The sequence below is a fragment of the Ruegeria sp. genome (assembly GCF_965199275.1).
GTDB lineage: Bacteria > Pseudomonadota > Alphaproteobacteria > Rhodobacterales > Rhodobacteraceae > Ruegeria.
The window spans coordinates 19,322-36,277 of the sequence record NZ_CBDAQX010000012.1 but is presented as its reverse complement, the minus strand read 5'-3'; the positions used below and the strand labels follow the sequence as shown (position 1 = coordinate 36,277).

Below are 16,956 nucleotides of genomic sequence, written 5' to 3'. Positions count from 1 at the left end.
GGTCATCCTTTCCCGTTGCGGATCAGAAGGCTGCGCCCGGTTTCCGCGAAGTGGATGTGTCGGTTTGCGAGCGCGGTCATGGCGCGGGCGGATTTGCGGCGCAGGACGTGGACCGGGGGTGGTGCGAAGGCGGGCGTGACGCGCAGAGCGGGGAGCGGGCGGAAGGCCTGATCATTGGACAGGACGATGATCGGGGGCCGCGAGGCGGGGTCAGGTGGAAATTCTGGCGCGGTCTCCACCAGCAGGCCGATCCAGGCCCATGGCAGGAAGGCTTCGAGACAGATCAGCCAGTCTATGCCGGGGGCAGGTGGGGCGGATTGGGTTGGATCTCTCCCGGCCTGCATCATGCCCCATGTGCCGGTGAGGTGGGGAATGCCGAGACCGGCCCGGTGGATCACGAAGGCTGAGGGGTGCCGTCCGACGGTATTGCAGCTGTCGGGATCGAGCCGCCAGACAGCGCCGCGCGTGCTGGATCGGTACGGTTCCGAGACACCGATATAGGCTGTGATGCCGCGCGTTGTCGCAGCATGGCACCAGAAGGCCAGAGCCTCGGTGTCCTCTTGCGCAAAGACGTTCTCGCCCAGAATGAGTGTTGCGCCGTCCGGAAACTGGTCGCGCAGCGCAATCCAGCGCCCGCGTTCGGTGATGGCGGCAGGTTCGGGGATCTCGCGCCATTCTGAGCGTGGAGCGGGGTTTCCAGCATGGGACCGCTCCGCGAGATGCGTTTGGATCAGTTCATGACCAACAGCCCATGTGATCAGACAGAAGGCGACGGTCCCGAGCAGGAGCCGCCGCAAAGGGGGTGCGTGAATAGCCTCGATGAGGGCGAGCAGAAGCATCACGGTGAACGGACCTGCCAGGCCAAGCCCGGGCATAAGGGCGGCCAGAGGCAGGACGGGCGAGGCCGGGAAGACCGGGATGAGCGTGACCAGCAAAGTGGTGGGCAGAATGCCGATCCGCGCCGCCAGCAGCCCGAGAGCCAGAACAAGCCCGACGGCAAGCGGTACGATCAGGTCTGACCTGCCCGGCTCCACGCCATAAATCCCCCAGGCGCAGAGCATCACGGGCCAGATCATGAAACTGGTCATGGCGGTAAAGCGCACGGGTCCCGTGCCGGACCACAGACCGGCAAAGAGGGGCAGCAGGGCCAGTGCGAAGGGCACATCCGGCAGGAAAAAGGCGGCCGCCGTGAGGAAGGCTCCGAGGGGAAAGAGCATCCGCCGCAGGGCATGGGCGGACCCGGACAGTCTGCCGGTTGGACCGTTGCGGCTGAATTTGAGGGGTGGCTCAGTTCTGGGCATAGGGGTCCTGTTTCCATGACCGGACCGAGGGGGTGAGCGTGCCCGCGCGCCGGGCCTTGCGCAGGGCCGTGTTGATATCATCAATGTCCACCGTGACGGTATTGGCTCCGAAGGCCAGCGCTTGCGTGTTGAGGGACCGCCCGATGCGCGCCAAAGCCCGGTCCGGATCGATGGGCGGGCGCGGTCCCCGCTTCGGGATTGCGACAGATTTCCCGGCCAGCAGGGCCAATACTGTTTCCGGTGTTGTCAGGGCCTTGTTGCCTGCCACGCCATGATAGGCTGACCTGCCTGTCCCGGCACCGTGGGTCAGGGGCAGGGCGGCCCAGATGCCTGCGAGGCAGTTGCCATAGTGCGGATGGTTGTCGGGCGATCCTTCCTCACCACATTCGGCGATCAGCAGCCTGGCAAGACGGTCCTGCAGGGGCGCGTCGAACTTTGCGCTACGGGAAATCCCGTAGGTGGTCACGAGATGGGTCAGGGTCGGATAGATGATCTGGTAGCCCCCGGCCGCGGTGGAGACCGCTCCTGAACGTCGCAGGCGAACCTGCCAGTCCAGCACGTCGCCCACGGTCATGTGGGTCAGGGGCTGTGGCGGCGCGATGCGAATGCGGCGCTCGTACTCATTATAGCCGCGCGGCGCTTCCAGCGCCCGGATGAAAGTCAGAAGATCGGCGGTGGTGCGGGGGCCGGTGTCGGACGTGTCAGCCGCAGTGTCATCAGGTCCTGAGTTCGGAGGCTCCGGGGGTTCATAAGCTGCCGAGGGGGTGGTCGTGATGCGGGGGTCCGGTTCAGCCCGAACACCTGAACACAGGAGCAAACTCCAGAGACAGAAACCTGTGAGGACCTGGAGACCCGCATCGCGGAGGGGCATGGGGGTTTTCCAGAGCAGGGGCAACAGCAAAGTGCGGGGTAGATTATGAGGCCGTGTTCGAGGGGAATTGAGGTTCATTTTCTGACCACTCCTGCAACAGATTTTGGCAGCACCCAGATCAGCGCGCAGGCGACACATTCGAGAAGCAGGATGGAGAGCGCGGCGGCTGTAATGCTGCCCTCTGCGCGGATGGACCATGCGAGATTGGTTGTTGTGGAGAGGATCATCAGGACACAGAGCAGGGCCAGACCGGCACCGATGAGATGTCGGACATAGTTCACCGGGATGGTGCGGGTTTCCTTGAGCCCTCCAAAGCCCATGGCGAAGAGACCGGCGGCACCGGTGAGTGTGAGATTGAGGGTCCAGTAGAGGATGAGGGCGATCTGAATGGCCATGGTGATGGCGAGCAGCAGGGCGATGATCTGCAAAAGGATCTGGATGGGCCGGGGGTGGTTGAAGAGGCCTTCGAGCAGGCTGAAGGCCAGCGCCGTGCGCCCGGCGGTGAAACCGGCGATGGCAAAGTCGCCGCCTGAGCCGACCTCTCCGGCCAGGCGGCGGGCGGTGGCATCAGCCGCGCCGAGCAGCGCGTCCGGAATGAGCAGCACGGCCAGACAGAGGCAGATCGTGAGCAGGCGCATGGCCAGCCCACCCATCGATCCGGCCAGATCGCCGCTGAGTATCCAATGCCCCGCACGCAGGACAAAATCGATCAGGCACAGCCCCAGCAGCAGGTTGATGGCCAATCCGGCAACGCTTCGCATGACCTGGGTGGAGGCGCGGCCCAGATCGTCCAGAAAGCGGTCCCAGGCAAAGCCGAATTGCTGGCCGGCACGGATGACAGCGGCTGTGGCCTGCACATCCCCCATATCCGCTGTGCCCGCCAGAACCCCCATCCAGGTGTCCGCATCGATCAGGGCGTGATTGCCCGCGACACCGTGATAGACCGAGCGGCCCGCGCCTGCACCGCCAACCTGTGGCAAGGCCGCCCAGACGCCCGCGATGCGATTGGCGGTTGCGACAGATGTGTCGCCATCGCGGTAGCCGGTTTCGCGGAGAAGGTGTCGCCCGAGCCGGTCCTGCGTGGCAGTATCGAAGGTCTCGGACAGGGAGACCACACCCTGATCGACCAGCCGTTGCAAGGTGGGGCGAATGATCTGATAGCCCCCGGCCGCCGAGGAGACCGATCCCTGCCGGACCGTGCTGCGCTGCCAGGCCAGCACCTCTTCCACGCTCATGGTGGTGAGGACACGCGGGGGTCTGACCGTCACTCCGCTATAGACCGTGTCATAGCCACCCGGGGCTTCCAGCCTGCGCACCAGTTCGAGAACACGCTCCTCGGTCACCGCATGGCTGACAGTAAGCGTAACGAGGTGCTCACCCATTTTTTGCCTCGCGCGCTAGCCCCTGCGCTGTCAGATTTTCCTTATCGTAACAGGGATAAGGATTTTCTCCATGGAGTCGATGACGGAGTTCCTCCGCTCGTTGGGCGTTGAGTATCAAGTTGATGGCCGTCGCCGATGGTCGCATGATGCGAAGGCATACATTGTTGCCGAGACTTTGAAGCCGGGGGCGACGGTAAAAGCTGTGGCTGGTAAATTCGGGGTCAATGCGAACCGATTGTCGGAATGGCGTTGTCTGGCAAAAGATGGGAAACTGGTGCTTCCAGCTCCGGAGCCTGATGAACATGTTGAGTTTGCGCCCGTGGTTCTTTGTGACGGTGATGAGGCAAGTGTTCAGCCGCAGGTTCGCCCGCCATCGTCACCAGCGGAAAAGGTCGAGATCGTTTTCCGCGGGGTGTCGATCAATTTGGGCACCGATACATCGGCACAGCGAATTGCCGAGATTGCCCGAGCGGTTGGGGTTGTTGAATGATTTTCCCTGCACAGAAGTTGCGCATTCTGGTCAGCACACAGCCGGTGGATTTTCGCAAGGGTCATGATGGCTTATGTGCTCTGGTGCAGTCGGTTCTGCGGGAAGACCCGTTCAGCGGGACGGTGTTCGTATTTCGCGCGAAGCGAACGGATCGGCTGAAGCTGGTTTTTTGGGATGGGTCAGGTCTGGTTATGGCTTATAAGCGTCTGGAAGATACAGACTTCGTCTGGCCTGCTATTCGCGATGGGGTGATGACGCTGAACAGAGCACAGTTTGAGGCGCTTTTTTCTGGTCTGGACTGGCGGAAGGTCAAACCTGTCGAGACGCGGCGGCCAACTGCGGCAGAGTGAATCAGGCGGTTGATTGGGCAGGATTTAGAAGTTCGGGCTGTGTATGCTCGCAGGTATGACTGCCGACTCCAATGGTTTCAATCTTGATGCTCTGCCCGCCGAACATAAAGAGGCTGTTCAGGCCTTTGTCGAGGACAATGCACGTCGGGTTGCCGAGTTGGAGGAACTGACAACCAAGCAGAGCGCCTGCATATCAGATCAGGGGGCGCACATTGCAGATCAGGCCCAGCAAATATCGGATCAAGATCGGCAGATAACGGGTCAAGACCAACAGATTGCAGAGCAAAACGCTTTGATCCTTCGTTATGAAAGCCTGATTGCGGAATTGAAGCGGGCGCTTTACGGCAAGAAATCGGAAAAACTAACTCAGGACGAGCGTAATCTCGGGGCCGAAGATCTTGAAGTTGCGCTCAGCGAGGCGGAGGCCTCAAGCGAGGCAGCCACTCAATCCTGTGACAAAGAGAAAAAGGCAAAGCCCAGGAAAGCGCCTGAGCGCAATATCGGCAATCTGCCTGAAGATCTGCCGCGGATCGAACAGGTGATCGAACCTGACAGTGTTGAATGTCCGTGCGGATGCGGCGCGATGCATAAGATTGGTGAAGATCGCAGTGAACGGCTGGACATCGTGCCCGCGCAGTTGCGTGTGATCGTAACGGTCCGTCCGAAATATGCCTGCCGGTCATGTGCTGGAGGCGTGAAACAAGCACCGGGACCATCGTGGCTGATCGAGGGCGGACTTCCGACCGAAGCGGCCATCGCGCACGTGTTGGTCAGCAAGTATGCAGACCACCTTCCTCTGTACCGTCAATCGCAGATACTTGTGCGCTCTGGCATCGACATTCATCGCGCCACGCTCGCGGGCTGGGTCGGAAAGGCCGCGTTCCACCTCAAGCCGGTTGTTGAGCGGCTGGCGGAACACCTGAAGTCTTCGACCAAACTGTTCATGGATGAAACCACGGTCCCAGTCCTCGATCCGGGAGAGGGTAAAACGAAAACCGGTTATTTCTGGACGTTGGCACGTGACGACCGATCCTGGAGGGGCGATGCACCACCAGGGGTTGTTTATTTCTATGCACCCGGTCGGGCTGGCGAAAACGCAGAGAAGTTTCTCAAGGGGTTCAACGGTGTTCTGCAGTTGGATGGGTATCAGGGGTATAATCGGTTGATGCGGCCAACGCGGAAAGGGGGCTCTCCGATCCGAGCCGCCTATTGTTGGAGCCACGCTCGCCGCAAACTGAAGGAGGTCTTTGACCGCGACAAGTCCGGGATCGCAGCAGAGGGCTTGCGTCGGATTGCCGAATTTTACGCAATTGAAACTGAAATTCGGGGCCTTCCACCCGAACAGCGCCTGTCTGCGCGCCAGACACAAACCGCGCCCTTGGTTGCCGAGTTCGGCACCTGGCTTCAGGAGCAGCGCCTGCAGGTCTCTAAAAAATCCAGACTTGGTGAAAAGCTCAACTACATTCACAAACATTGGGACGGCTTGCAGGTCTTTCTCAGTGACGGCCGGGTTGAGATCGACTCCAACAACGTCGAAAATCTCCAAAGACCAATTGCCCTTGGGCGGAAAAACGCACTGTTTGCGGGTCATGATGAAGGCGGCGCCAGTTGGGGCCGTATCGCATCTCTGATACAGACCGCGAAGTTGAACGGCGTGGAACCCAATGCATATCTGACCTCAACGCTCCAAAAAATAGCAGCCGGTCACCCCCAAAGCCGTATCGACGAGCTCCTGCCATGGAACTTTCAAAAGTCAAGCTGAAATGCCATGTGTGTGCCTCGTTACGCTTACGCTGACATGGGGCAGGCCCATCAGAAGCATCAGGATCGCCAGCGCCTGAACCAACCGAGCCCATGGGGCAGATATTCGGGCGTGGTGCATCACCTCGCGCGCCCTCTCTGCGCAGGTAATGTCAGGTCTTCTTCGACAAGGACATTCATGATGGTCCCGGCGCGCACCCGGAAGCGGGGTCCATGATCGAGCAGGTCGCCGAGATACCGGTCTGCGACACGGGAGGTCGCATTGCCTGTGGCATTGGCAAGAAGGGACGCAAGGTCGTTTTCCTGTTCGGGCTCATCGCCTGTGATGATTTGCGTGGCATTGCCCGCGAGGTCGAAGAGCACAGCCGCTCCGAAGGCTGCAAGCAGGCCGGTGCTGCGGCGGCCCTTCACGCCTGCCGCGCCATCCTGTCCCAGCGTGGAGAAGTCGGACAAGGCGACCGGGGTGCCGTCCGGCATGCGCAGATCACTCCAGGCGACGAAGAGCCTTTTCTGCCCGCTGCGCACGGTCTCACGATAGGTGCCGATGAGCTGTGCGCCGCGTGGTATGAGAATATATGCGCCGGTGAGGCTGTCATAGACATCGCGGGATACCCGGGCGCGCACCAGCCCCGGCAGGTCGGAATCCAGCGCTGTTTCCAGCACGGTCGGGATCACGCTGCCGCGCGTCAGGATATGACCTTGTGTCGGGCTGGTGGATGGGCTGACGAGGGGGCCTGTCGGCGATCCGGCTGCAGCGGCTCTGCCATCAGAGACCGCGCTTTGAGGCGCCGGTTGGTTGCCGGCCACAGCGCTGTTTCCTGACTTCCGACATTTTTTCGTATAAGTCATTGATATTATTATGCCTTGGTTGCCAAAAGGCACTACACGGACTTTTTTCGCCAGCGATTGTTTCGGAGTGTTGAGGGAGCTCAGGCTTTGGTCTGGCCAGTTTTTCGGGTGCGCCCGGGGGGTATCTTGAAAGGGGCTTCGTTCCAGGTCAGGCCGACGCAGGTGAGGATGCGTCTGGCATCGACCGTGGCATGGCTTGGCATGCCGTAGCGGTCAGGGGTGCCTTTGTGGCGCAGGATCGAGAGCTGCAATGCGTTCAACTCGTTGCGGATACGAGCCGGGCTCATCGGGTGTCCGAGCAGGTCCAGATGCTTGCGCAGGTGCTGCAGGCAGCAGAAGGCCATGTAGCAGATGGCGATATGGGCCCGGACCCGACGCGGCGACCAGTGATAGATGGGCCGGATTTTCAGATCGTGCTTGTTGGTGCGGAAGCAGGCTTCGATCTCCCACAACTGGTGATAGCGGGCAATGACGTCCTGTGCCTCCAGTTCGTCCGCACCATGAACAACAATGGCATGCAGCCCGTCCCATTGTGCCGCTGCCTTGATCTTTGCATCATCCAGCGTGACGTCCCCGCTGTCGGGGAAGGCCAGGAAGCGGCCATATCCCCGGCTGCTGAAGCTGCCGGGTTTGCGAGAGCGCTTGAGCTTCTTGTGCAGCTTTTCGATTGCCTTGTCGCGCTTGTGGGCATCATTGCGTGCCCGGGTGGGTGACCAGGTCACAATGACCCGCGCTCCCTCCTGGTCGATCACCTTGTACCAGCCCTTCTCGGTTGCCTCTTCAGAACCGTGTCCAGCCCAAGGCTGGCGTCCCTCCGGGCTCAAAATGTTCGCCTTCACGGCGGCCGGGGCGGACTTCATGCGATAGCCGAGGATGTAGGGCAGACCCTTGTTCTGCAACATCTGCTGGTTGTCCTTGCTGAGCATGGCGGCATCGGCCACGAACGTGACCCTGGCCACGTCGAAGCGTCCCTCCAACGCCTTCAGCGCAGCTTCCAGCGTATGACCTTCCCAGGTGTTTCCCGGGAAGAGTTCATAGCCCACAGGCAGCCCATCGGAGGTGACGATCAGCGCCAGCATGACCTGAGCGCGGTGATGCTTGCCATCCTTGCTGAAGCCCTTGGCCAGAAGATGATCCTGCTCGACCCCGTCCGCATCCTCGGCCGGGTCCTCGCGCTCGGTGTCAAAGGCCAGGGTCGTGCAATCGTAGAACAGCACGGTCACTGGCCCGCCCAGCAACTTCTCTGCCGCCGCGTGAGAGGTTTTGCAAATCCCGTCTATCACCGGCGTATTGATGTAATCCATGCTCCGATAGACCACGTCCAGATTGAGCGTGATGCCTGCCTGGTTCTCCAACGCCTCCACGGTCGCGCGCTTGCTCTCGGGCTGTGCGATCCGCGCCATAACCAGCTCTTTCACAATGCGATTGGCACTTTTACGCGCCGCCCCCAGAAGGGCCCCCCAACCCAGTTGGTCATACATCGTCCCCATGACATCCCGCAGACCCAGAGAGACCCGCGCCTCCTCACGGCACTCGGCAAGATCAACGCCAAGCTTGTCCGGCCGCGGAGCGCGGCGCACCAGCGCCTGCAGATCGGCATATTCCGTGGGCGTGAACAGTTCCATTTGCGGCGAGCGATCAATGCGTAATTGCTCCATCAAGCGGCCCGCCAGACGCTTGATATCCTCAATCTCGCTGTCGTTATGGGCCACACCCACATGGCGCAGGATCTTCTGGCGTACCTTGGAGCCGGTGCGGACGGATTCAACGATCTGGATCCGTGTGCGGTTGAGCTTTGCGTCATGTTTGGTGCGGATGAACATGGGCGAAGAGGTTAGCCATCTGAAGGCCCATGTCAATACTTTTTATAATAATGGGGCACTACAACGCGCCTCTGAGCAACCACACCTGAAAACAAACCAAAAACCCAGTCAGATCAACAAAAAGGTCGGAAGTCAGGGTCAGGATATGACCTTGTGTCGGGCTGGTGGATGGGCTGACGAGGGGGCCTGTCGGCGATCCGGCTGCAGCGGCTCTGCCATCAGAGACCGCGCTTTGAGGCGCCGGTTGGTTGCCGGCCACAGCGCTGTTTGGTGGTTCCGCGTCCTGTCGGGATGCGATCTGCTCTGAGATTTCGGCCACGGAGGGGGTCAGGGGGCTCTCGAAAGCCAGACGGGCGCGCTCGTCCAGGCGTTTTTCTTCCGCCGCCCGGCGTTCGAGGATGGCCCGCAGCGCCTCAGTGGCAAGAGGGTCGGAGGCGGAGTTATCGGGTTGCGCAGTGCCGTCGGGTGGTGTTTCGACGCCAGGACCCGCGCTCTGGATCGATGGTCCGGTATTCTCAGTCTGAACCGGGCTGCTGCCCGGCGGCTCTCCGGACAGGTTGGCATCGGGAACGGCCTGCCGTGTGTTGAGACCGGGGAGGTATGCGGCGACCAAAACGCCCCCGAGCACGCCCGCGAGCAGTCCGGTGATCAGCATAATGAAGGCCGCGTTCGGCGCGCGCCCGGCTTTTGCCTCTGTGTTCATTCGATCCTCCTGACATCGAATGTCTCGATCACCATCCCCATGGGGTTGAAGAGCAGGATGCGTTCATCGCGGATGCGACGCTGGCCGGTGACGAATGTGCCTTGAAAGCGCCGGGTTTCCCGGAGCGCGCCGGTGGTGCGGTCGCGCAGGGTCTCGGTCCAGTCCACGATCCATGTGCGCCCGCCCACCAGCGCGACGGCGTCCACATCGATCTCGACGGTGATCCGCTCGGCCACCCGGAAGGGGTCCGTGCTGCGATCCCCGGCCCAGCGGGCGAGCGCCTGTTCTGCGGCTGAGTTGGCTTCCACGAAATACCGGATACGGTCCAGCCGCCCGCGCATCACAACCGTGTCGATGGAGACGGACCGCCAGTCGCGCACGAAGGCGGCCAGTTCATGGCGCACGGTATCATCGGGCCAGTCGGTGATGAGCTTCGGGGCCAGAACCGGCTGGACCTGTCCCAGATCATCGACGGCGACGATATAGGGGACATAGCGGGAGGTGACCGCCGCCCAGACCGCGAGCAGGAGCGCAAGACCCGCGAGCGCCAAAGCCGAGAAACACCCCCACCGCCATCGGTCCCGTTCGATGGCGAGACTGGCATGGCGGTCCTCCCAGAGCGCCCGCGCCCGGGCAAATGGATCGACAGGGCGCGTGAGGACCGGCGGATCTGGAGGGCTGTCGGGGCCGGGATCACCGTCTGCACTCATTGCGGCTTGTCTCCGTTGGCCTTGGCCAGCCGGTCTGCCACCTTGCGCCCGAGCGCCCCCATGACATCCTTGTTCCTGGCGGTTTCACCCCAATTGAACCCGGTCGTCGCGCCCCCTATGCTTGCCGCCTTGGCAACGTCTTTCACAGCGCCCCCGGCCTTGGCCGCCCCGACGGCCCCGGCCACACCCCCTGCGACGGCTCCGGCCGCAGCGCCACCGGCAACGGCGACGCCCGTTTTTGCCGCACCGCCTGCGGTCGCGCCGATCATCTCTGCCGCGCGGCTGGCGAGACCGCCGCCGACCAGCTTTTCCAGTGAGTCCGGCAGGGTCAGGATCAGGATGGCGCTGACGATCTGCAGCACAATCATGCCCATGGCCTTGCCAATCCCGTTTCCGGCCCCGTCTGCCAGGGCGGTTGTCATCTCGCCGCTGGCGGCGACGATGATCATGAGCCCCATCAGCTTGAAGGCCTTGCCCACCAGACCGGTGATATAGTTGAGCGCCTTGTCGCGGGTCTCGGTGAGACCGGCAAACATCAAGGTGATGATCCCGGCCAGCCCCCCAAGATAAAACTCGGCATAGATGGAGATCAGCATGGCAACCGCAATGGCGAGCGCGATCAGCGAGATCCCTGAAGCCAGAATATAGAACCATGTGCCGGGATCGCGTAACCGGATCGCGTCGATCCAGCTGATGGCCCGGATCAGGCCATCGGTCACCATGCCGCCGGCCGAGACGGACGGGGCCCCCGCCGCTTGCGCGACCTCGAAGGCGATCCGGGTGAGTTCGCTGAGGATCTCCGGGATCCAGAGAATAACCCCCCATGTGAAGGCGACAAAGCCCAACTGAAAGGCAAAGCCCTTCATCAGGTCCGGGATACTCTCCCCGCCGAAGATGGCGCGCCCACCCCGCAGCACGAAATCGACCACCAGCAATGTCAGCATGGCCTGCTGCGCGAGCGTGCCAATCGAGCCGCTGGCGCGCTCAAAACTGTCCCGCATGGTTGTGACCGCGCCGTTGAGCACGGACCCGGTCGATGCCGGGTTCCGGGCGGTTTGTGCCAGAAGCGCCTCCGGGATCAGAAGCAGCGCCAGGCAGACGAGGAGCAGCAGGTGAACAGCCCCGGCGCGGCCCGCTTTGGGTACGAAGATGCGTCCAGGTGTTTGTATTCTGCCGGGTGAGCAGGACGTGAGTAAAACATGCAGAACAAACGATACGGGGTTCATGGTTGGTCTCCGAGGGGTTCGATGCCGAAGATTTGGTTGAGGGTGCGCCCGGGCGGGACGTTTTCGAGGGCCTCAAGGCTTTCGTGGATCTCGCGCTCGCTGCGCCGCCGGAGCGCTTCTTCGCGGTCCTTGTCGGCCAGCACCCGGGACCAGGCAATGGAGGTCTGTTCGGCCTGTGTGGCGGTGATGGCGCGTAATCCGTTCATCTGGCGCGCCAGCGAGGCGGAGATCTGGTTGGCGCCCTGCAGCACCTGCATCTGTCCCGCTTCCGAGCCGAAGCGCGCGGTGACGAGATCGATCAGCTCCGCTTCGCTTTTGACATCCGCCAGCGTGGCCCCGGCGGTGCCGAGCCCGGTCGCAAGGCTCGATTGCCAGCGGGCCTGCCAGTCATCATAGCGGGCCGCGACATTGGCGCGCTCCAGACCGCTGCGGTCAAAAAGCGGATCGGTGATCATCTCCGAGCGCAGGAAGCTGTCGAGTTGCTGCCCGGCCTGTGCGATGGCCCCGGCTTCGGAGGCGATCTCGCGCAGGCGCAGCACCGGGGCCATGGCCGCGCGTCGATGCTGGACGGGCAGGCTTTTGATATTGCGGGCCATGATCTCATAGGCCCTGACCTGTGTGGCCAGCTGTTCGATCTCCGTCAGCAGCTGTTCGGTCTCTGTCGAGAGAATACGCGCTTCCAGCCCCGCGATGGCGCCCAGTTCCGCATTGTTGAGCCTTTGTGTCCATTCGGTGGCGCGGCCCAGCCCGCCGGGTCCCGCAGATGCGGGCGCAGGCAGAAGCGGGGCGCTGAGCAGAAGCAATCCCGCCAGAGCGAGGGTGCGCGGGGGTCTGAAGCGGGCCCGGTTTGACAGAACACGAGAGCCGGTAGGGCGTGTCGTGGCAGTGTTTGCGTGGCACACCGCGTCCTGCCGGGCCGCCAGAGCCAGACACGCCCTATTGATAAGCGCTTCGCACAATCGTTTCATCCGAGAGGTCCTCCATCCAGTAATCCGGGTTGCGTGCTGCGCAGGCCATGGCGCGGGCGCTGTCTGCCTTGCTGGTGCGCCCCAGCAGCGACAGGCCGATCGGTCCCAGCGGCAGGGCCAGCACCCGGGAGACCTGATCCTGCACCATCAGCATCTCGCGCTTGAGGCGCAGCCCGGCAACGGTAGAGATGCCGGTCCGGTCCAGCCCGATGCTGCGATACAGTTTGGCATTCTCTTCGGTGCTTGCGGTGGGGTTGGCGAGGTAGAGATGCGTGGGGCAGCTTTCCAGCAGTTCCGCGGTGAGATCGCTGCGCGCCGCGTCCGAGACCGATTGTGTGGCCATGACGAGGGCGAGGTTCATCTTGCGGCCTTCCTTGAGCCACGACCGGATGCGCTCCACAAAGCCCTCGTGGCGGAAAAAGCGCCAGGCCTCGTCGATGATCACCAGCGTGGGGCGGCCTTGAAGACGATGGTCGACTTCCCTGAAGATGTAATCGAGCGAGAGATACTCGATATCGTCATTGGCCTCAAAGAGCGTGCCGGTCTCAAAAACCGTGAGTGCCGCGCGGTCCAGACCTTCCGCGACATCAAGGCGCTGATGATCGAAGGTGCCCGCATGAGCCCCATCCAGCCAGATCCTCAGCACCCGGCGCAATTCCTTATTCTGGACCTGATCTGCCAGCGCGCGCAGGGTGAGCGTGTCGGTCGCCATGATCTGTTTCACGGCGGAGGAGAGGTCTGCATCCTGTTCTGTGTCGAGCGCTTTTTTGAGCCCGCGTTTGACAAGGGTGTTGAGCCAGTCCAGCGCCCAGCCCTCGCCCAGGTCCCTGGCCCGCGACAGGGGCGCAATCCCTGTGTCCCCTCCGGAGCCCGGTTCCAGAAAGGTCCCCCCGAGGGCGGCGCAGGCATGCCGGATCGACCGCCCTTTATCGAAGACGATCACCTGCGCCTCCGGGTATCGGAGCCAGGCCGCCGCGATCTGGCCCAGCAGAACGGATTTACCGGTTCCGGTGGGACCAAAAAGCAGGGTATGGCCGACATCGCCCACATGCAGGTTGAGATGGAACAATTCCCCCGACCGCATCAGGGCGGGGAGCAGGGGTGGGGTGCCTTCGGGCAGCAGCGGCGAGGGGCAGGTGGGAGACCCCGCCCAGAGCCCGCGCAGCGGGCTCAGATCGGCTGTGACCTGGCAGCGCACCATGGCATCCCGTGTCGTGGGCGTGGCATGACCGGGAAGCGCCGAGAGAAGGACCGGCACCGCGCCCGTGCGTTCCACGGTCAGGGTGAAGCCTGCCAACTGCACGGGTTCGCGGATCTTCTGCAGATCGCGGCGCAATGCGCCCTGATCGGTGCTATGCTCCCCATAGAGCAGCAGGGTTGACAGATAGTCGCCATAGCCTGCGGTGCCGCTTTCGATCCCGGCCTGCGTCTCTTCCACCCGCGCGGCCATGCGGTCGGCAAAGAGAGAGCGTTTGCCTGTGCCGCTGCCTTCGATATTGGACAGCATGTTGGCCCCGGACTGGCTCCAGGTCTTCTGCTTCCATGCGGTTTTGGTCAGCGCGGTCTGCCGCGATGTGGCCCGGTGGCGGGTGATCCAGATCAGCGGCAGATCGAGATTGAGGAGGTTGTCCAGCGGGGCGGGGTGATAGGCCTCGCGCTCTCCGGCGAGGCTCATCACCGCCAGCGGGCGATCCCCGATCTGAACGGGACCACCCGCCCGGTGCTGGATGAGATCAGGGGCCAGAAGCGCATCAAGCCCAACCGGCGGCCCTGCCATATCCAGCCGGGGCGCGGGACGGTCTTCGCCGAGCAGCGCCGCCAGATGTGCAACCAGATCGCAGTTCTGCACAGAACCGGTCCCCGCCGGATCGATCCGGGACAGGGACAGGATGGGGTCGAGCCAGGATTCGAGGCTGGCGCGTTCGTCATCGAACCCCTGAAGCTCTGCCGAGAGGGAGGCGCGCTCCCGGGGCTGCCATCCGAGATAGAGGCTCAGCCTGTCCTGCCAGACCAGACCGGGGGCCGAAAACAGCGCGTTGGTCTCGTCGGCCAGGATATCGAGCGCCATCCGGCCCGTCTCCATGACCAACTGTCCGGTGCGCCGGGGTCGGCGCTGCCAGATGATCCAGAGTGTGTGGGCATCGCCGAGATGGGTGAGGCAGGTGGCGATCTGGACCCGCAGCGCTTGCACGTCGCCGGGGGGAATGCTGTCGCTGTCTATCCCGCCCACGTCCCAGCCCGCGAGATATGAGCCATCCTTGTTGAGCAGGACCCCCGGGGCCACCATCGCGTCCCAGTTTACCACATCCATGAAGCGGCGCTGGCTCATGACGCCGCTCCCGGATTGCGGCGCAGGGTATAGGTGTCGGGGGCGAGATGCTGAACGCTGACGGGGCCAGCGGCGATGACGCCTGTGTGGACGGGTTGATAGGCGCGGGTGATCCTGAGATCGGCGCCAATCCGGGCGATGGCCAGCACCGTGTCCTCCCCGGCCCGGGTCAGCGTGATATCGAAAGATGCGCCACCTGTTTGCGTCTCATCGATCCGAAAGCCCGCCTGCCGCAGATAATTGAGCGCATGGGCTTCACAGGGGCTGACGCGTTTCGGGGCCAGCAGCACGGTCTGTCGGAGCGAGACATGGGTATGGATCTGGCGTGCCATATCATAGCCGATGGCGCAGGCTTGTGCTTGCCCGAGGCGCACGGGTCCCGTGGACGTGACGTTTGAGCCATTGAGGCTTGCGCAGCCTGTGAGCAGGGGCAGCAGGGTGAGCAAAACGAAGAGGGTTTGAACGCGGCAGATCATGGGCCGCTCTTTCGGATGCGGATGCGTTTTTTGCCTGATTGCAGCCAGATGTCGGATATCACCCGGTCGGCCACCAGTCGTGTGCCCTTCTGCGTCACGCGTGTGTTCAGCGCCGCGTTTTCCTCCCCCGGCCCGGCCACGATGGCGGGCAGGGCCCCGCGATACCCGGGATGCAGATCGATATAGGTGCGACGCCCATCCGCGAAGATGCGCACGGGTCGGAACGGGGCTTTGCCGTCCATCCGGAACCCGAAGTCCAGTTGCCCGGCAGGGACAGCGGTTCGGTCCGTCTCCACTCCGGAGCGGGCGAGTTCCGCCTTGCGGGCCGCAGCAGCCTGCGCCTTGCGCTGGTCCTCGGCTGCTTTTGCCGCCGCGACCGCAGCTTCCCGTGCCGCGATATCTTCGGCTATTTTGCGCGCGGCCGTGTCGGGATAGAGGAAGGACAGGATCGGCGTGTGCACCTGCGTGTCGTTGACGAGATTGATGGTGTAGAGCCGCCGATCGGTGGGAATGACGATATTGGTGTGTCTGGCATCATCGGCGGGCTTGATCTCGATGGAGACGGTTTTGGGATCAGCGCCTTGTGTTTTGACTTCCACCTGCCAGCGCACGGTATCGCCCCAGCTCGGGGTGTCGGTGAGAACCTCACCGGGTTCAAGCTCGATGTAACAGACCATCAGCGGGGCGCAGAAGGCGGTCGGGATCGCGGACCCGAATGTGGTCACCACACGCCCGGCTTCCCCAAGGGCCACAGGGCCGGCACGGGCAAGCCAGTCTTCCGAGACCGTCCGTGTCCGGCCCGCCTGATCTGTGGGCGGGTTCTGTAGTGGTTGGACTGAAGACCCGAGTGTCTCGGCCAGCCACGCCTCATATCCCAGTGTCGTCTCCCCTGCGACAACCGCCTCGCGCCAGAACGCGCTCAGAAGCGTGCGCGCGGCTTGAACCGTTGCAGACGGGGTGTCCTCCGGTGCAGGGTCGTCGGCATTCGTGGATTGTGCCTGGCCGGTTCTCTCCTGTGCGTCCTGCTCTAATGCACTGCCCGGGCTGGTGTCTTGCGGATCCTGTGATTGCCCAATCTCGTCCAGCACATCGTCCAGAGTGGTGGGGGTCGTTGAGCCAGCCTCACCCTCTGAGAGTGTGTCAGCCGGCGCAAAGGGCGCGGGCTGCGCTTGCGCCGGGTCCAGTACGGTTGCAGCAATGCCATCACCGGGGGATTGCGCCAGCGCGGGCAGGGGTGTCACCGCGAGGAGGATCAGCAGGCTGGAAACCGGCACACACAGGTGGGTGCGATATGTGAAGCCCCGCATCAATGGTCTGGCTCCTGATCATGTGGCCCCTCTACAGGGCGTTCCGGGACGGCAGGCGGCACGGGGGTCTGGTGGTGCGGGTCACTCTGGACCGGGGCAGGCAGTTCATATCCGCCCTGTGCGCCAAAGAGCGCGCCGACCATGATATCGGCCAGGATCAGCACCGCACCGGAGACCACCACAAGCGGCGCGCGCCGGGAAAACCCGCTCATGTCCGAGCCCAGGATCAACCCGCCCAGCGTCACGATCAGCCCGACAATGACCAGCATATAGGCAAAGATGCCGGTGATGAAGGTGATGAAGCGCGTCAGCGGTGAGCGGGTGCCGAAGATCGTATCGGCCGCATGGGCCATATCCGGCAGCACCAGGGCGAGCGCCAGCAGGGCCAGGCAGGGGACCAGCAGGGCCGG

16 protein-coding genes are annotated in these 16,956 nt (G+C 63.0%); 4 read left to right on the top strand and 12 right to left on the bottom strand.

Annotation, left to right across the window (positions count from 1 at the left end):
* Positions 1-2: 2 nt before the first annotated feature.
* From ACOERD_RS07795 to ACOERD_RS07785, 3 genes are all read right to left on the bottom strand, one after another.
* On the bottom strand, positions 3-1,217 hold the full coding sequence (locus ACOERD_RS07795; protein ID WP_419738628.1) for a hypothetical protein: 1,215 nt from the start codon (positions 1,215-1,217) through the stop codon (positions 3-5).
* A 70-nt stretch (positions 1,218-1,287) separates the two neighbouring features.
* Positions 1,288-2,172 (bottom strand): hypothetical protein, encoded by an 885-nt coding sequence (locus ACOERD_RS07790; protein ID WP_419738627.1) that lies wholly within the window; start codon positions 2,170-2,172, stop codon positions 1,288-1,290.
* A 74-nt stretch (positions 2,173-2,246) separates the two neighbouring features.
* Positions 2,247-3,554, bottom strand: coding sequence for a hypothetical protein (locus tag ACOERD_RS07785; protein WP_419738626.1), 1,308 nt, complete (start codon positions 3,552-3,554; stop codon positions 2,247-2,249).
* A gap of 79 nt (positions 3,555-3,633) precedes the next feature.
* Between ACOERD_RS07785 and tnpA the strand changes: the two genes are divergently transcribed.
* The 3 genes from tnpA to tnpC are packed head-to-tail and all read left to right on the top strand — an operon-like array spanning position 3,634 to position 6,156.
* Positions 3,634-4,044, top strand: a complete 411-nt coding sequence (gene tnpA / locus ACOERD_RS07780; protein ID WP_419737609.1) for an IS66-like element accessory protein TnpA — start codon at positions 3,634-3,636, stop codon at positions 4,042-4,044.
* A complete protein-coding gene (gene tnpB, locus ACOERD_RS07775) occupies positions 4,041-4,394 on the top strand; it encodes an IS66 family insertion sequence element accessory protein TnpB (RefSeq protein WP_419737608.1) in 354 nt (117 codons plus the stop codon). Before tnpA ends, tnpB begins: the two co-directional genes overlap by 4 nt.
* Positions 4,395-4,449: 55 nt before the next feature.
* Positions 4,450-6,156, top strand: a complete 1,707-nt coding sequence (tnpC, locus tag ACOERD_RS07770) for an IS66 family transposase (protein ID WP_419737621.1) — start codon at positions 4,450-4,452, stop codon at positions 6,154-6,156.
* 119 nt (positions 6,157-6,275) lie between these two features.
* Here the strand turns inward: tnpC and ACOERD_RS07765 are convergent, their stop codons facing one another.
* Both ACOERD_RS07765 and ACOERD_RS07760 read right to left on the bottom strand, forming a co-directional pair.
* Positions 6,276-7,004 carry a TrbI/VirB10 family protein gene (locus ACOERD_RS07765; RefSeq protein WP_419738625.1) on the bottom strand — a complete coding sequence of 243 codons (729 nt, stop codon included), beginning with the start codon at positions 7,002-7,004 and terminating at the stop codon, positions 6,276-6,278.
* Between the two features lie 80 nt (positions 7,005-7,084).
* A complete protein-coding gene (locus ACOERD_RS07760; protein WP_419737624.1) occupies positions 7,085-8,827 on the bottom strand; it encodes an IS1634 family transposase in 1,743 nt (580 codons plus the stop codon).
* Between ACOERD_RS07760 and ACOERD_RS07755 the strand changes: the two genes are divergently transcribed.
* On the top strand, positions 8,820-9,134 hold the full coding sequence (locus ACOERD_RS07755) for a hypothetical protein (RefSeq protein WP_419738624.1): 315 nt from the start codon (positions 8,820-8,822) through the stop codon (positions 9,132-9,134). The genes ACOERD_RS07760 and ACOERD_RS07755 overlap by 8 nt on opposite strands.
* 392 nt (positions 9,135-9,526) lie before the next feature.
* On the opposite strand, the gene ACOERD_RS07750 is transcribed toward ACOERD_RS07755, so the two are convergent.
* The 7 genes from ACOERD_RS07750 to ACOERD_RS07720 form a co-directional block, all read right to left on the bottom strand.
* The gene (locus ACOERD_RS07750; protein ID WP_419738623.1) at positions 9,527-10,240 is read right to left on the bottom strand and encodes a VirB8/TrbF family protein; all 714 of its coding nucleotides are present in this window, start codon (positions 10,238-10,240) and stop codon (positions 9,527-9,529) included.
* Positions 10,237-11,466, bottom strand: coding sequence for a type IV secretion system protein (locus ACOERD_RS07745; protein ID WP_419738622.1), 1,230 nt, complete (start codon positions 11,464-11,466; stop codon positions 10,237-10,239). Before ACOERD_RS07745 ends, ACOERD_RS07750 begins: the two co-directional genes overlap by 4 nt.
* Positions 11,463-12,269, bottom strand: coding sequence for a hypothetical protein (locus ACOERD_RS07740; RefSeq protein ID WP_419738621.1), 807 nt, complete (start codon positions 12,267-12,269; stop codon positions 11,463-11,465). The genes ACOERD_RS07745 and ACOERD_RS07740 overlap by 4 nt, the downstream gene beginning before the upstream one ends.
* Before the next feature lie 133 nt (positions 12,270-12,402).
* Complete coding sequence (locus tag ACOERD_RS07735) at positions 12,403-14,763, bottom strand: hypothetical protein (protein ID WP_419738620.1); 2,361 nt, start codon at positions 14,761-14,763, stop codon at positions 12,403-12,405.
* Positions 14,760-15,239, bottom strand: coding sequence for a hypothetical protein (locus ACOERD_RS07730; protein ID WP_419738619.1), 480 nt, complete (start codon positions 15,237-15,239; stop codon positions 14,760-14,762). The genes ACOERD_RS07735 and ACOERD_RS07730 overlap by 4 nt, the downstream gene beginning before the upstream one ends.
* Complete coding sequence (locus tag ACOERD_RS07725) at positions 15,236-16,546, bottom strand: TrbG/VirB9 family P-type conjugative transfer protein (protein WP_419738618.1); 1,311 nt, start codon at positions 16,544-16,546, stop codon at positions 15,236-15,238. The genes ACOERD_RS07730 and ACOERD_RS07725 overlap by 4 nt, the downstream gene beginning before the upstream one ends.
* Positions 16,546-16,899, bottom strand: coding sequence for a hypothetical protein (locus ACOERD_RS07720; protein WP_419738617.1), 354 nt, complete (start codon positions 16,897-16,899; stop codon positions 16,546-16,548). The genes ACOERD_RS07725 and ACOERD_RS07720 overlap by 1 nt, the downstream gene beginning before the upstream one ends.
* Positions 16,900-16,956: the final 57 nt, after the last annotated feature.

Excerpts from the sequence above, each read along its gene's own strand:
- ACOERD_RS07730 (WP_419738619.1), bottom strand. The coding sequence starts at position 15,239 with ATGATCTGCCGCGTTCAAACCCTCTTCGTTTTGCTCACCCTGCTGCCC.
- ACOERD_RS07795 (WP_419738628.1), bottom strand. The coding sequence starts at position 1,217 with ATGCTCTTTCCCCTCGGAGCCTTCCTCACGGCGGCCGCCTTTTTCCTG.
- ACOERD_RS07745 (WP_419738622.1), bottom strand. The coding sequence starts at position 11,466 with ATGAACCCCGTATCGTTTGTTCTGCATGTTTTACTCACGTCCTGCTCA.
- ACOERD_RS07760 (WP_419737624.1), bottom strand. The coding sequence starts at position 8,827 with ATGTTCATCCGCACCAAACATGACGCAAAGCTCAACCGCACACGGATC.
- ACOERD_RS07785 (WP_419738626.1), bottom strand. The coding sequence starts at position 3,554 with ATGGGTGAGCACCTCGTTACGCTTACTGTCAGCCATGCGGTGACCGAG.
- ACOERD_RS07750 (WP_419738623.1), bottom strand. The coding sequence starts at position 10,240 with ATGAGTGCAGACGGTGATCCCGGCCCCGACAGCCCTCCAGATCCGCCG.
- ACOERD_RS07765 (WP_419738625.1), bottom strand. The coding sequence starts at position 7,004 with ATGACTTATACGAAAAAATGTCGGAAGTCAGGAAACAGCGCTGTGGCC.
- ACOERD_RS07725 (WP_419738618.1), bottom strand. The coding sequence starts at position 16,546 with ATGCGGGGCTTCACATATCGCACCCACCTGTGTGTGCCGGTTTCCAGC.
- ACOERD_RS07720 (WP_419738617.1), bottom strand. The coding sequence starts at position 16,899 with ATGGCCCATGCGGCCGATACGATCTTCGGCACCCGCTCACCGCTGACG.
- tnpC (WP_419737621.1), top strand. The coding sequence starts at position 4,450 with ATGACTGCCGACTCCAATGGTTTCAATCTTGATGCTCTGCCCGCCGAA.
- ACOERD_RS07755 (WP_419738624.1), top strand. The coding sequence starts at position 8,820 with ATGAACATGGGCGAAGAGGTTAGCCATCTGAAGGCCCATGTCAATACT.
- tnpA (WP_419737609.1), top strand. The coding sequence starts at position 3,634 with ATGACGGAGTTCCTCCGCTCGTTGGGCGTTGAGTATCAAGTTGATGGC.
- tnpB (WP_419737608.1), top strand. The coding sequence starts at position 4,041 with ATGATTTTCCCTGCACAGAAGTTGCGCATTCTGGTCAGCACACAGCCG.
- ACOERD_RS07790 (WP_419738627.1), bottom strand. The coding sequence starts at position 2,172 with ATGCCCCTCCGCGATGCGGGTCTCCAGGTCCTCACAGGTTTCTGTCTC.
- ACOERD_RS07735 (WP_419738620.1), bottom strand. The coding sequence starts at position 14,763 with ATGAGCCAGCGCCGCTTCATGGATGTGGTAAACTGGGACGCGATGGTG.